This window comes from Luteimonas campi (assembly GCF_051162505.1).
Classification (GTDB): Bacteria; Pseudomonadota; Gammaproteobacteria; order Xanthomonadales; family Xanthomonadaceae; genus Luteimonas.
In genome coordinates, this window is record NZ_JBNWEM010000003.1 from 422,032 (window position 1) to 436,475 (window position 14,444).

The 14,444-nt window shown below is 71.4% G+C and carries 11 protein-coding genes; 9 read left to right on the top strand and 2 right to left on the bottom strand.

Annotation, left to right across the window (positions count from 1 at the left end; all coding sequences use genetic code 11):
- Positions 1-67: 67 nt before the first annotated feature.
- Positions 68-700, bottom strand: a complete 633-nt coding sequence (gene upp / locus ACQYVW_RS11870) for a uracil phosphoribosyltransferase (RefSeq protein ID WP_434947117.1) — start codon at positions 698-700, stop codon at positions 68-70.
- A gap of 125 nt (positions 701-825) precedes the next feature.
- Here upp and ACQYVW_RS11875 point away from each other — a divergent pair, with 125 nt between their 5' ends.
- The 4 genes from ACQYVW_RS11875 to ACQYVW_RS11890 all read left to right on the top strand — a co-directional run bounded on the left by ACQYVW_RS11875 (position 826) and on the right by ACQYVW_RS11890 (position 6,580).
- Positions 826-3,381 carry a TonB-dependent receptor gene (locus ACQYVW_RS11875; protein WP_434935061.1) on the top strand — a complete coding sequence of 852 codons (2,556 nt, stop codon included), beginning with the start codon at positions 826-828 and terminating at the stop codon, positions 3,379-3,381.
- Positions 3,382-3,389: 8 nt separating this feature from the next.
- A complete protein-coding gene (locus tag ACQYVW_RS11880; protein WP_434935059.1) occupies positions 3,390-4,559 on the top strand; it encodes an NHL repeat-containing protein in 1,170 nt (389 codons plus the stop codon).
- Positions 4,560-4,628: 69 nt separating this feature from the next.
- A complete protein-coding gene (locus ACQYVW_RS11885) occupies positions 4,629-5,951 on the top strand; it encodes a purple acid phosphatase family protein (protein WP_434935085.1) in 1,323 nt (440 codons plus the stop codon).
- Entirely contained in the window at positions 5,948-6,580 is a 633-nt protein-coding gene (locus ACQYVW_RS11890) for an inorganic diphosphatase (protein ID WP_434935057.1), read from the top strand. Before ACQYVW_RS11885 ends, ACQYVW_RS11890 begins: the two co-directional genes overlap by 4 nt.
- A 120-nt stretch (positions 6,581-6,700) precedes the next feature.
- On the opposite strand, the gene ACQYVW_RS11895 is transcribed toward ACQYVW_RS11890, so the two are convergent.
- A complete protein-coding gene (locus ACQYVW_RS11895; RefSeq protein ID WP_434936235.1) occupies positions 6,701-8,197 on the bottom strand; it encodes an aminotransferase class III-fold pyridoxal phosphate-dependent enzyme in 1,497 nt (498 codons plus the stop codon).
- Positions 8,198-8,374: 177 nt separating this feature from the next.
- On the opposite strand from ACQYVW_RS11895, the gene ACQYVW_RS11900 reads away from it, so the two are divergent.
- The 5 genes from ACQYVW_RS11900 (at position 8,375) to ACQYVW_RS11920 (ending at position 14,359) form a co-directional block, all read left to right on the top strand.
- Positions 8,375-8,806 carry an Lrp/AsnC family transcriptional regulator gene (locus ACQYVW_RS11900; protein ID WP_434936233.1) on the top strand — a complete coding sequence of 144 codons (432 nt, stop codon included), beginning with the start codon at positions 8,375-8,377 and terminating at the stop codon, positions 8,804-8,806.
- Between the two features lie 437 nt (positions 8,807-9,243).
- On the top strand, positions 9,244-10,281 hold the full coding sequence (queA, locus tag ACQYVW_RS11905) for a tRNA preQ1(34) S-adenosylmethionine ribosyltransferase-isomerase QueA (protein ID WP_434947118.1): 1,038 nt from the start codon (positions 9,244-9,246) through the stop codon (positions 10,279-10,281).
- Positions 10,282-10,398: 117 nt separating this feature from the next.
- Positions 10,399-11,481: a Fe(3+) ABC transporter substrate-binding protein gene (locus ACQYVW_RS11910; RefSeq protein ID WP_434947119.1), complete on the top strand. Its 1,083-nt coding sequence runs from the start codon at positions 10,399-10,401 to the stop codon at positions 11,479-11,481.
- Between the two features lie 173 nt (positions 11,482-11,654).
- On the top strand, positions 11,655-13,355 hold the full coding sequence (locus ACQYVW_RS11915; protein WP_434947120.1) for an ABC transporter permease: 1,701 nt from the start codon (positions 11,655-11,657) through the stop codon (positions 13,353-13,355).
- Complete coding sequence (locus ACQYVW_RS11920; protein ID WP_434947121.1) at positions 13,352-14,359, top strand: ABC transporter ATP-binding protein; 1,008 nt, start codon at positions 13,352-13,354, stop codon at positions 14,357-14,359. The genes ACQYVW_RS11915 and ACQYVW_RS11920 overlap by 4 nt, the downstream gene beginning before the upstream one ends.
- The last annotated feature ends 85 nt before the right edge of the window (positions 14,360-14,444 follow it).

The window sequence follows — 14,444 nt, forward strand, 5'->3', positions numbered from 1 at the left end:
CGCGCCGGCGCGTTCGGCTCCGCATGCTCAGGCTGTCGCTGGCGACGCCAGCCTTCCTGCGCGTGGATCAATCCACGCAGGTGCCGAAGATGCGGTCGCCGGCGTCGCCCAGGCCGGGCAGGATGTAGCCCTTCTCGTTGAGCCGCTCGTCGATGGACGCGGTGTAGACCTCCACGTCCGGATGCGCGGCTGCAAGCGCGGCCAGGCCCTCGGGCGCGGCGACCAGGAAAATGCCCTTGATCCGGCGGGCACCGGCGCGCTTGAGCATGTCGATGGTGGCGACCAGGGTGCCGCCGGTCGCCAGCATCGGGTCGAGGATCAGCGCGTCGCGCTCGTCCAGGCGCCCGGTGAGCCGCTCGAAGTAGGGAACCGGCTGCAGCGTTTCCTCGTCGCGCTGCAGGCCCACCACGCTCACCTTCGCCGCCGGGATCACCGCCAGCACGCCCGGCAGCATGCCCAGGCCGGCGCGCAGGATCGGGACCAGGGTGATCTTGGCCCCGGCGATGCGGCGGACGGTCACCGCGCCGGCCCAGCCGGACATCGTGGCCGCTTCCGTCTCGAGGTCGGCCGTGGCCTCGTACGCGAGCAGGGTGCCCAGTTCGGTCACCAGTTCGCGGAAGGCCTTGGTGCTGAGCGAGGCGTCGCGCAGCAGGCCGATCTTGTGCTGCACCAGGGGGTGCTGGACTTCGATCGTCTTCATCGGGCCAGTGTGACGCAATCGTGTCGGAGCCGGAAGCGCGGGAGCCGGGCCCAGGGGAGGCTGTCATCGCCCTGCAACCCGGGCGCAATAGCGTGCCCATCCGGTATTCACACCCGGATCCGCATATGCCGCGTCGCCATCCGCTCCGCCTCGCCATCTCGCTGGCGCTGGCCGCTTCTTCCCCGGCCGTCGCGCAGCAGCCCGCGCCGCCGATGCCTGGCCCCGATGCGGTCGATCTGGATGCGGTCGTCGTGCGCGCCCAGTACGAATCGCAGCTGCGCGCGGTGGATGCCAAGCGCAGCGCGGACACGATCCAGGACGGCGTGTCGTCCGACTCGATGGGCCAGTACCCGGACCAGAACGTCGGCGAATCGCTGTCGCGCCTGCCCGGCATCAGCGTCACCCGTGACCAGGGCGAGGGCCGCTACGTGGTGATCCGCGGCCTCGATGCCGCGCAGAACGCGGTGTCGGTGGACGGCATCGCCATGGGCACGCCGGAGGACAGCAGCCGCGCCGCGCCGCTGGACGTGATTCCCTCCGAGTCCACCGAGCGCCTCACCGTGGTCAAGGCACCGACCCCCGACATGCCCGGCGACTCGCTGGGCGGCACGATCGTGGTCGAATCGGCATCGGCCTTCGACCGCAGGGGCCGCAGCCTGCGGGCCAAGCTCGAGGCCAGCCACCAGGCGCTCAGCGGCCAGACCAGTCCCAAGGCCGCGTTCAATTTCAGCGAGGTCTATGGAGAGACGTTCGGCGTGGCGCTGGGTCTGAGCTGGCAGGACCGCGACTACGAGTCCGACAACGTCGAGGTGGAGTACGACGACCAGTTCGAGGACGTGGCCGGCGAGCGCCTGATGCCGCTGGAGATGCAGCGCCGCAAGTACGCCATCAACCGCGAGCGCACGGGCGTCAACCTCAATCTGGACTGGCGGCCCGACCGCGACAACCAGTACTTCCTGCGCACGCTGTACACCGACTTCACCGACGCCGAAACCCGCCAGAACCACATCATCCCGCTCGGAGAGGGCGATATCGCGGGCTACGACGGCGCGCGCTGGATGGTGGAAGACATCGCCGCCGACGATTTCGGCCGCCGGCTGCGCTACCGCACCAAGGCCGAGGACACCTTCACCGCCAGCGCGGGCGGCATGAACCGCATCGATGCCACGCAGCTGGACTACCGGATCGGCTGGACCAAGGTGCGCGAGCGCGTCGACGACGAGGTCGAGATGCGCTTCGAGTACCTGGGCGAGGACGACATGGCGGTGCGCGTCGGACCCGGCGGCGTGCCGGCCTTCGATGTGCTCGATCCCGCGGGCGCCGATGCCTGGCTGCGCAATGCGAACTACGGACTCGACCGCCTGGTGGTGGCGCCCAAGCAGGTGGACGACGAATCGCTGAGCGCCCAGTTCGATGTCACCCACACCGGCGACTCGGTGACGTGGAAGGCCGGCATCCTCGGTCGCTGGCGCGACCGCGACGTCAACGTGGACGAGGCCGAATACCGCATCGGCCCCGAGGTCGACCTGGCAGGCTGGACCACGCCTTCGCCGTCCTACCGCCACGGCCATCTTGGCGACGGCATGTCCTCGCGCGCCATGCGCGACTGGCTGGCCGGCAACCGCGCCCTGTTCTCCGAACGCCCGGGCGACGCGGCCGAGAACACCATGGTCTCGCTGGTGGAGGACTACACCGCCAGCGAGGATGTGCTCGCCGGCTACCTGATGGCCACGGTGGACGTGGGCGCGTTGCGCGTGATCGCCGGCGCCCGTGTGGAACGCACCGAATTCGAGGCCGGCGGCTGGATGGTGGACCTGGACGCGGACGGCGTGCTGTCCACCTCGCGCACCAGCGCCGCCAGCAGTTACACCAACGTGCTGCCGGGCCTGCACCTGCGCTACGACACCGATGGCGACTGGGTGCTGCGCGGCGCGGTCACCAAGACCATCGCCCGCCCGACGTTCGGCGACATTTCGCCGCGCGCCAGCATCAACCGCGACGACGGGGAAGTGGAGCTGGGCAACCCGCAGCTCGATCCCTACGAGTCGCTCAACCTCGATCTCTCGTTCGAGCGTTACATCGGCGACGCCGGCCTCTTCTCGGCCGGTCTGTTCCACAAGTCGATCGACGGCTACATCGTCGAGACCTGGACCGGCAGCGATCCCGCTTTCCCCGGCTACGACGTCACCCGTCCGGTGAACGGCGAGGACGCGCAGGTGCTGGGCCTGGAACTGAACTGGCAGCAGAAGCTCGACTTCCTGCCCGGCGCCTGGAGCGGCCTGCTGGTGGGACTGGGCGGCACCTGGCTCGAGACCGAGTTCGTGGCCGGCACCGCAGACCGCGCGGGCGAGACCTTCTCCCTGCCGCTGTCCTCCGAGCGCCTGTACAGCGCACACCTGGGCTGGGAGAACGACCGCCTGAGCACGCGCCTGGCCGCGGTGCATCGCAGCGAGTACCTCGACGGGATCGGCGACGATGCGCGCTACGACCTGTGGGTCGCGCCGCATACGCAACTCGACTTCAGCCTGGACTATCGCATCGGGGCACGCTGGAGCCTGTACTTCGAAGCGTCCAACCTGCTGGACGAACCGCTGGAGCTGTACCAGGGCTCGCGCGGATTCACCCTGCAGAACGAACTCTACGGGCGCAGCTATGCGCTCGGGGCCAAGGTCAACTTCTGAGGATGTCCATGCAACCCGACTCACTCCGGCGCGCGGCGCGCGCCCGTCTTCTCGCCGGTGCATCGCTCGCGTTCGCCCTGGCTGCCTGCGGCGCAGGTCCTGCGCCCGACGCCACGCCGGTTGCGGATGCGGAGGATCGCGCCGACCTGCGTCGCGAGGCCTTGCGTTCCGCACCGGACGCCAGCGCGGTGTCCGTGCCCGAGGCCTTCGCCACGCCGATGACGCCGGAGGACAACATCGATTCGGTGGCCAGCTGGGCCGCGCCCGACGGCCGGGTGCTGGTGCTGGCCACGGCCAAGGCCACGCACCGGCTGGTGGTGTACGACGGCGCGACCGGCGCCTTCGTGCGCCATGTCGGAACACGCGGGCCCGGCCTCGGCCAGTTCGACCGTCCCAACGGCATCGCCGTGGTCGACGACCTGGCCTTCGTGGTCGAACGCGACAACCGCCGCGTGCAGGTGCTGCAACTGCCGGACATGCGCAGCGTGGCGCAGTTCGGCGCGGACGTGCTGCAGCTGCCCTACGGGCTGTGGGTGCATCGCAGCGGCGAGGCCTACGAGGTCTATGTGACCGATGCCTACATGGCCGGTGAAGACGCGCAGGGCGAGGACATCCTGCCACCGCTGGAGCAGCTCGACCGCCGCGTGCAGCGGTTCGCGCTGGCGCGCGACGGCGGGGGATTCGACGTGCGCCATGTCGCCGCCTTCGGCGACACCTCGCCGGCCGGTGCGCTGCGGGTGGTCGAATCGCTGTGGGGCGATCCGGACAACGACCGCCTGCTGGTGGCGGAGGAGGACGAAACCTACGCCAACGAGTTCAAGGTCTACGATCTCCAGGGCCGTTTCAGCGGCCGCACCATCGGCGCCGAGTTCCTGCGCGCGCAGGCGGAAGGGATCATGCTCAAGACCTGCGCCGGCGGCGGTGGCTGGTGGATCACCACCGAGCAGGGCAAGGGCCGCACCCTGTTCCATCTGTTCGATCGCGCCACGCTGGCGCACGTCGGTGCGATAACCGGCCCGTCCGTGGCCAACACCGACGGCATCTGGCTGCACGACGCCCCCTCGCAGCGCTTCCCCGAGGGCGCGCTGTACGCGGTGCATGACGACCAGGGCATGGTGGCCTTCGACTGGCGCGGGATCGCCCAGGCGCTGTCCCTGCCCACCTGCGGATCGCCCTGAATGCGCAGGCGCGTGCACCCGGGACAGGTGCTGGCGGCGCTGCTGCTGTGGCCTGCCCTGGCGGCCGGCATGGCGGGGGAGACGCGCGCACCCGAGCCCAATACGCTGGTGCCGGCCGGTGCGCTCCGCTACGCGCCCTCGGAATTTCCCGACCGCATCGTCGCTTCGCCCGCAGCCGATGCGGCCACCGGCTTCCAGGTGGCATGGCGCACCGGTCCAGGCGTGCGCGCGCCGCTGCTCGAGATCGCGTTGGCCAGCGACTCGCCCGACCAGTGGCGGCAAGGCCGTCCGCCGCGACGCATTGCCGCGGTCACGCGCGCGCTCACGGGCGGCAATGGCATGGCGCATCACCACCAGGCGATCGTCGACGGGCTGCAGCCCGGAACGCTGTATGCGTGGCGCGTGCAGGGGCAGGGCACCTGGAGTCCGTGGCGGCAACTGCGCACGGCGTCGCCGGCGGGCGCGCCGCTGGAGCTGCTGTACTTCGGCGACACCCAGAACAAGAACGCCAGCCTGGTCACGCGGGTGATGCACGAGGCCGTGCGCCACGCGCCGCGCGCCAACCTGGCGCTGTTCGCCGGCGACCTGGTCAGCGAAGCGGTGGACGATATCGAATGGGGCGAGTGGTTCGATGCCACCGCGCCGCTGTCGGCGACGACGCTGTTCGCGCCGGCCGCGGGCAACCACGAGTTCTTCGAGGAGTTCGAGGACACGCCGCGCGAGCGGCGGGTGCTGGGGCAGCCCTGGCAGGCGCATTTCGCTCTGGCGGGCAACGGCGCGTCGGGCGTGGAGCGCACCACGTACTGGTTCGACTATCAGGGCATCCGGATCGTGGTGCTCGACGCAACGGCGGTCCTGGATCTCGAGGGCGGCCCCGCCCAGGCGGCGTGGCTGGACCGCGTGCTGGCGGACAATCCGCTGCGCTGGAGCATCGTTCTGCTGCACCAGCCGGTGCATGCCATGCGCGCGGGACGCGACAGCCGGGCGCTGCAGCAGCACCTGCAGCCGGTGATCGAACGCCATGGCGTGGACCTGGTGCTGCAGGGGCACGACCACACCTACGGGCGCCGCGCCGGCCGGACCGGGTCGGCCACGCCGCAGTACGTGGTGTCCGTCGCCGGGCCGAAGCAGTACCGCGTGTCGGAGGCGGCGCGCGCGAGCATGTCGCCGGTCGGCGAAGACCTGCAGCTGTTCCAGATCCTGCGCCTGGAGGGCGAGCGCCTGTCCTACGAGGCGCGCACCACGACCGGGCAGCTGTACGACGCCTTCACCCTGGTCGATGCCGGCGCGGGCGCCAAGCGCATCGAGGAGCAGGTCGAGGGTCGCATGGCGGAGCGCCGCTGTGCGCGCGAACGCACGCTCGCCGGCCGCGCAGACCGGTGCTGGGAATGAGGTCGGCGCAGCGGTCTCCAGCGGGTCGCTGCGGGCCATGGCCGCTGCTGCTCGCGCTGTGCCTGTCGGCCCCGCTGCAGGCGCGCGACACGGTCGCGCATCCGCTGCAGGCCGCCCAGCCTGCGCAGGCGCCGGAAGAAGTCCTGCTGGCGGTGGAGATTCCCGCGGGCGGTGCCATCAAGTACGAGATCGGCGAGGACGGCCTGGTGTACGTGGACCGGGTCCTGGCCATGCCGGTGGCCTATCCGGCCAACTACGGCTCGCTGCCGCGCACGCTTGCCGGCGACGGCGATCCGCTCGATGCGCTGGTGCTGACGCAGGCGCCGCTGCAGCCAGGCGTGCTGCTGCGGTTCCGGCCGGTGGGCGTGCTGCGCATGCGCGATGGCGGGGCGCAGGACGACAAGATCATCGGCGTGCCGGTGGACGCGGTCGACGCCGCCTTCGCCGACGTCCGCGACATCGACGGCCTGCCGGCGGCGACGCGCGCGCGGATCGAAGCGTTCTTCCGGGTGTACAAGGCGCTGCCGGCGGGGCGCGGCGATGTGGCGCTGGACGGATTCGGCGATGCCCGCGAAGCGAAGGCGCTGGTTGCCGAGGCGATGGTGCGGTTCGCGGGTACGGGGCAATGACAGCGCACGGTCGTGGCGGCTGTGGTTCGCTCGCGCTCCCCCGCAGGCCGCGGCGGGCGAAGCCGGCGCGTAAGCGCCTGCGCGGCGCGGGACCAGGCCGCGTCGCGCAGGCGCGGGGCCTCAGGCGGCTTCGGCCGCCTGGCGCCGCGGCCCTTCGCGCAGAGCCCTGCCGACCATCGACACCAGCAGCTCGAGCTCGTCGGTCGTGGTCTCGAACCGCGGGGTGAAACGCAGCGAGTTGGCGCCGCCGTGGATCACGCCGATGCCGTGTTCGCGCAGCCATTCCTCGGTGGAACCTGCGCCATAGCACTTGAACTGCGGCGCCAGTTCGCAGGAGAACAGCAGGCCGGTGCCCTGCACGCCGGTGATCAGGCCACCCAGTTCGGCCCTGAGCGCCTCGAGGCGGGCGACCGCTTCCTTGCCGCGCTCGCGGATGTTGGCGCGCAGCTCGGGCGTGATCGCCTCGAGCACCGCGCAGGCCACGTCCAGCGCGCGCGGATTGGTGGTCATGGTGTTGCCGTACACGCCGGTGCGGTAGAGCTGTGCGGCCGCCTCGGTCACCGCCAGCACCGAGAGCGGGTACTGCCCGGCGTTGAGTGCCTTGGAGTAGGTCTCCATGTCGGGCGCCGCGATCCCCTCGAAGCCGGGATAGTCGACGATCGACAGCACGCCGTGCGCGCGCAGGCCCGCCTGGATCGAGTCGACCAGCAGCAGGCTGCCGTGCGCGGCGGTGAGTTCGCGCGCGACATCGTAGAACGCACGCGGCAGGGCGCGGCCGGGATCGCCTTCGCCCATCACCGGCTCCAGGAACACCGCCTCGATGAACCAGCCATTGGCTTGCGCATCGGCGAAGGCGCGGCGCAGCGCGTCGGCGTCGTAGGGCTCGATGGCGATCACCGAATCCTCGCCGCGGAAGCTGGCCAGGTGCTGCTGGTAGGTCTTGCGGGTGGAGTCCGAATACAGCGCCGGGCGCTCGGTACGGCCGTGGAAGCTGCCCTTGACCACGACGCGCTTGATCCTGGCGCCGGCGTGGCGGCCGCCCGCATCGGTCATCAGCTTGCTGTTGACGTCGGCGATGCGCGCGGCCAGACCCACCGCTTCGGAACCGGAGTTCAGGCACAGGAAGCGCGCGAACGGACAGCCGCCGGCGCTGTGCCCGATCTCGCGGCGCAGGGCGCGATCCATGCGCAGCTGCGACAGGCTGGGCGTCATCACGTTGGCCAGGACCTGCGGTCGGGCCATCGCCTCCAGCACCGCCTTGGGCGCGTGGCCGAAGCCGAGCATGCCGTAGCCGCCCGAGTCGTGGACCACCGCGCCCTTGAGGGTCACGATCCAGGGCCCGCGCGCGGTCAGTGCGACGTAGGGGTTCACCGCGTCGGTGGGGTAGAAGTTCACGTAGCCCGCCTGCACCGCCTCCATCTGCGCCGCTTCATCGAGTTCGAGCAGCTCGGCGAAGTCGTCGCGCACGCGCGCGTATTCGGCGGCGGCGGCCTCGATGGCTTCGCCCAGCTCCGGATGGCGCGCGGCCAGGCGCTCGATCGTGGCGTCGTCCAGGCCAGTGGTGCGACGCAGGCCGCCGTGGGCGCGCAGGGGGGCGAGGGCACGTGTGATCGACATGGCTACTCCTGTGGGACGGGCAGGCGCCGTCTGGACCGGGCGCCACGCGGGGGTGGGGAAGGCCACCGAAGAGGCGGCCAGATTCCTATTATCTCGATCCCTTCGTCGCAAGACAGGGTGGATCTGCGCGAATTTCCGTATGATTTCGGCGAATCGACGAAGGTTTTTGCGTATTCCATGAAGATCACCCCGGCCGATGCCCAACTGCTGTCCGCCCTGCGCGAGAACGCCCGCGCGTCCACCGCCCAGATCGCGCGGCGGCTGGGGCTGTCGCGCACCACGGTGCAGAGCCGGATCGAGCGGCTCGAGCGCGAAGGCGTGATCCGCGGCTATACCGTGCGGGTCGACGAGGAAGTCGAGCGCGGACATATCCGCGCCCACATCCTGATCACGGTGCTGCCCAAGCAGATGCCCGCGGTGGTCCAGGCCCTGCACGCGATGCCGCAGGTGCGCAGCCTGCATTCGGTGAGCGGCGCCCACGACCTGGTGGCGATGGGCGTGGTGCCCACCGTCGTCGACATGGACGAGCTCACCGACCGCATCGGCGCGCTGGATGGGGTGGAGCGCACGACCTCGGCGGTGATCCTGTCGACGAAATTCGAGCGGTAAAGAGGGCGAACTCGAGGACTGGGCCGGACGCCACACGGGGCGATGCACCGCCGCCTCCGACGCCATGCGCGGCAACGCCGCGCCAGCGCAGCGATATGAGGATGCGCCAGCCGCCAGCCGCCAGCCGCCAGCCGCCTGTCGTGCCATGGAGTGCGCTACTGACCGTCCGCGCGGCGATGCGACCCTGGTGTCCGAAGCCCTGCGCTGCGACAGGTGGGCCTGCGCAGCGAAATCAAGGAGGAGGCATCCGCCTGCAGGCGGATGCCGGGGGACATTCGCGGAGCAGGCCCGCCGGTCGCAGCGCCCCCCAGGCGGCCACGCGGCGTCCGGAGCCCGGCCTTCCTTGCGATGCGAAGGCACGATCCAGCAAAGGAAAACCCGACCGCGCCGGATCGGACCAGACAATCGCGGTGCAGTCCGGGCCCTACAATTCCCCGATGAAGAAATCCGACTTCCACTACGACCTGCCGCCCGAACTGATCGCGCAGGAGCCGCTGCCGGAACGCTCGGCCAGCCGCATGCTGGTGGTGCCGCCGGGCGAAGCGCCGCTGCTGGACGCGACGATCCGCCAGCTGGGCGACTGGCTGCGCCCCGGCGACCTGCTCGTGTTCAACGACACCCGGGTGATCCCGGCGCGGCTGTTCGGGCAGAAGGAGACCGGTGGGCGGGTCGAGATCCTGATCGAGCGCCTGCTGCCGGGCAACCGGGCGCGCGCCCAGCTGGGCGTGAGCAAGCCGCCCCGGCCGGGTGCGCGCATCGCGCTGGATGCTGGCGGCACGGCGGTAGTGCTCGAGCGCGACGGCGGCTTTTACCAGCTGCAGTTCGAGGTGGAGGGCGCGCTGGAATCCTGGCTGCTGGGCGCCGGACGGCTGCCCCTGCCGCCCTACATCCGTCGCGCGCCGGGCCGGGACGATGCCGAGCGCTACCAGACCGTGTTCGCGCGCGAGGTCGGCGCGGTGGCGGCGCCGACCGCTGGGCTGCATTTCGACGATGCGCTGCTGGCCGACCTGCGCGCACGCGGGATCGAAGCGGGCCACGTGACCCTGCACGTCGGCGCCGGCACCTTCCAGCCGGTGCGCGCCGACGACCTGCGCCAGCACGCGATGCACAGCGAATGGATCAACGTCGGGGCCGGCCTGGTGGCGCAGGTGCGGCGCACGCGCGAGGCAGGTGGCAGGGTGGTCGCGGTCGGCACCACCGTGGTGCGCGCGCTGGAGAGCGCCTCGGTCGATGGTGAACTGCATCCGCACTCGGGCGAGACCAACATCTTCATCTTCCCCGGCTACCGGATCCGCAGCGTGGACGCGCTGCTGACCAACTTCCACCTGCCGGAATCGACCCTGCTGATGCTGGTGTCGGCCTTCGCCGGGCGCGAACGGATCCTGGCCACGTATGCGCACGCGGTACGCGAGCGGTACCGGTTCTTCTCCTACGGCGACGCGATGCTGTTGCTGGGGCACCGCTTCGCCGCCTGATGGACGGATTGTCCGTGCCAGGGCCGGGCAGGGTGCCGTGAAGGAAGCGGATGAGTACAATTCTCATTTCCGCGGCGGCCCCTCGGCCCTGCGCCCCCGAACACTGAGGAGTCGATGATGCGTCCTGCCTTTGCCGTCCGCGTACCCGCACTCGCGGCCCTGGTCCTGCTGGCCGCCTGCGGGCAGCGCGAGCCCCAGGCGCCTGCATCGGCACCGGCGGCCGATGCCGCCCAGGCCGCGCCCGGCGAGGTCAACCTCTACACCACCCGCGAGCCGGGCCTGATCCAGCCGCTGCTGGACGCTTTTACCGCATCCTCGGGGGTCAAGGTCAATACCGTGTTCGTGCGCGATGGCCTGCTCGAGCGCGTACGCGCGGAAGGGCAGCGTTCGCCGGCCGACGTGCTGATGACGGTCGACACCGGCAACCTGCTGGACCTGGTGGACAACGGCCAGACCCAGCCGGTGCAGTCGCAGGTTCTTGCCGACGCGGTGCCCGCCCACCTGCGCGGCGCCGAAGGACAGTGGTTCGCGCTGTCGCTGCGCGACCGCATCCTGTACGCCGACAAGGACCTGCAGCTCGACGGCTTCAGCTACGAGCAGCTGGCCGATCCGCAGTGGAAGGGCCGCGTGTGCATCCGTTCCGGCCAGCACCCGTACAACACCAGCCTGATCGCGGCGATGATCGCCCACGCCGGCGCGGAAAAGACCGAGGAATGGCTGCGCGGAGTCAAGGACAACCTGGCGCGCAAGGCCGCCGGCGGCGACCGCGACGTGGCCCGCGACATCCTGGCCGGGATCTGCGACATCGGCATCGCCAACGCCTACTACGTCGGCCGCATGAAGAACGCCGAGCCCGGCAGCGAGCAGCACCAGTGGGGCGAGGCGATCCAGGTGGTCCGCCCGGTGTTCGCCAGTGCTGCCGATGGCGGAACCCATGTCAACATCAGCGGCGCTGCGGTGGCGGCGCACGCACCCAACCGCGACAACGCGGTGAAGCTGCTCGAATACCTGGTCTCGGACGAGGCGCAGAGCCTGTATGCGAAGGCCAACTACGAGTATCCGGTGAAGGCCGGCGTGGAACTCGATCCAGTGGTGGCCAGCTTCGGCGAGATGAAGATCGACGCGCTGCCGTTGACCGAGGTCGCGCGCTACCGCAAGCAGGCCAGCGAGCTGGTGGACCGTGTCGGGTTCGACAATTGATGCCTGATGGTGGCTCGCGGCCAAGCCGGGCGTGCCCTGCGGCCGGTGGCGGCAGTCCGTGCGGTGCCCGGACTGCCCAAGCCCGCGCGGTCTCGTCGATGACGCGCCAGCCCGGCGGCCGCTGCCTCCTCCCGCTATCGACCTGACCGCCACCACCCCGCCGTAGTGCCGCAATGACCGCCCTGGCCGTCGCCGTGCCCTCCCGCGTCCCGCGCGCCCGCCCGCGCGTGGACGGCTGGCTGCTGGCGGCGGTGCTGATCGCTCTCGGGGTCCTGCTGCCGCTGCTGGCGCTGGCCTGGACCGCGGCGCAGGGCAGCGAGGGACTCTGGTCCCATATCGCGGCCAATGTGCTGCCCCGCGCGGCCTGGAACACGCTGCTGCTGCTGCTGGGCGTGGGCACGCTGGTGGTGGCGCTGGGCACCGGTGCGGCCTGGCTGGTGACCGCCTACGAATTTCCCGGCCGCGCGACCATGGCCTGGGCGCTGCTGCTGCCGCTCGCGGTGCCGACCTACATCGTCGCCTACGCCTACCTCGACCTGCTGCACCCGCTAGGGCCGGTGCAGTCGCTGCTGCGCACGCTGCTGGGCGTGGACAGCCCGCGCGACTTCCGCCTGCCCGACATCCGCGGCCTGGCTGGCTGCATCGTGCTGCTGGGCTTCGTGCTTTATCCCTACGTGTACATGACCACCCGCGCGATGTTCATGACCCAGGCGGCCAGCCTGCTGGAAGCGGCGCGCACGCTCGGCGCCGGGCGGGTGGCGCTGTTCGGGCGGGTGGCGCTGCCCCTGGCGCGGCCGGCGATCGCGATCGGCGCGGCGCTGGCCCTGCTGGAGACGCTCAACGACATCGGCGCCTCGGAGTTCCTCGGCGTGCAGACGCTCACCGTCTCGGTCTACACCACCTGGATCACGCGCAGCGACCTGCCGGGCGCGGCCCAGATCGCGCTGGCCATGCTGCTGCTGGTGATGGCGCTGATCGCGCTGGAACGGCATGGACGCAGCCGCCAGCGCTATGCCAGCACGCTACGGCCGAGGCCGATGCAGCGCCAGCGCCTGGATGGGGCCGCGGCCTGGCTGGCGTTGGCCCTGGCGGTGCTGCCGGTCCTGGTCGGCTTCGTCGCGCCCACCGCCTACCTGCTGGCCGAAACCTGGCAGCGGCTGGGGCAGGGCGGCGGCGTCTCGCCGATGCTGTGGTCCAGCGCATGGAACACGCTGCGGGTGGCGGCGCTGGCCACCGCCCTGACCGTGGGCGCCGGCCTGGTGCTGGCCTGGGCGCTGCGCCTGGCGCAGGCGCGCCGCGCGCCGCGCCTGGCCGAGCTTGCGCTGCGTGCGGGCAGCCTGGGATATGCGGTGCCGGGCACGGTGCTGGCGATCGGTCTGCTGGCGCCGCTGGCCTGGTTCGACGCAGGCGGCAACCAGTTGCTGGAATGGGCCGGGATCCCGCCGCGGATGCTGCTGATGGGCTCGGTGTCGGCCCTGGTGCTGGCCTATGCGCTGCGTTTCGCGATCATCGCCGCCGGCGGCACCGAGGCCGGCCTCGCGCGGATTCCGGTATCGCTCGACCAGGCCGCGCGCGGCCTGGGCCATGCGCCTGCGGCGATGCTGTGGCACGTGCACCTGCCGCTGCTGCGTCCGGCGCTCGCGGCGGCGGCGCTGCTGGTGTTCGTCGACGCGATGAAGGAGCTGCCGGCCACCCTCCTGCTGAGGCCGCTGAACTTCGAAACCCTGGCCACCTGGCTCTACGCCGATGCCGCCCGCGGCGCCTACGAGGACGGCGCGGTGGCCGCCCTGCTGATCGTGCTGGCCGGCCTGCTGCCGGTCATCCTGCTGGCGCGCACCGGCCTGGCCTACGCGCGCGAGGGGGCGGTGCGATGAGCGGAGCGGCAGGCGCGGCGCTGCTTGAACTGCGCGATATCCGCGTGGCGTACCCGACGCCGGCCGGCCCCAGGACCGTGGTCGACGGGCTGTCGCTGGACCTGGCGCGGGGCGAGGTCGGGTGCCTGCTCGGCCCCTCGGGCTGCGGCAAGACCACGGTGCTGCGCGCGATCGCAGGATTCGAACCCCTGCAGGCCGGCGAGCTCGCGCTGGACGGAACGGTGCTGTCGGCAGTCGGACTGACCTTGGCGCCGGAACGGCGCGGGGTCGGCATGATGTTCCAGGACTATGCGCTGTTCCCGCACCTAGACGTGGCGCGCAACGTCGGCTTCGGGCTGGTGCGGTGGCCGCACCGCGAACGCGAGGCGCGCGTGGCCGAGATGTTGGCGCTGGTGGGCCTGCCCGATCGTGCAGGCGCCTGGCCGCACGAGCTGTCCGGTGGCCAGCAGCAGCGCGTGGCGCTGGCGCGCGCGCTGGCCCCGTCGCCCGCGCTGCTGCTGCTCGACGAGCCCTTCTCCAACCTGGACATCGATACCCGCGAGCACCTGGCCGCGGAGCTGCGCGCGATCCTGCGCCGTACCGGGACCACCGCGCTGCTGGTCACGCATGACCAGGCCGAGGCCTTCGCGATGGCCGATGCGATCGGCGTGATGGACCGGGGACGCATCCTGCAGTGGGCCGACGCGGCCACGCTGTACGCCCGGCCAGTCGATCCGTTCGTGGCCGGTTTCATCGGGCGCGGCTGCGTGGTTCCGGCGTCCGCGCTGGGCCTGGCGGGCGGCGGCCGGGTGCTGCTGCGTCCGGATCGGCTGCTGCCCGATCCGGACGGCACGATCGAGGCCGAGGTGGTGGCGGTCTCCTTCCGTGGACCGGGCCGGGTGGCGCTGCTGCGCCTGGCGGGCGGGCAGACGGTCGAGGCCGACCTGCCGGAGGGCATCACGCATCCGGCCGGGGCCCGGCTGGCGCTGCGGCTGCTGCAGGACGGGCTGGTGCGATTCGCGTAGCCGCGGCGGTCGCGGTGCTGCGCCTACAATATGCGCCCCCCTGCCGTGCACATCGCCCGTGCCGGGGCGTCGCCCCCCTCATCTT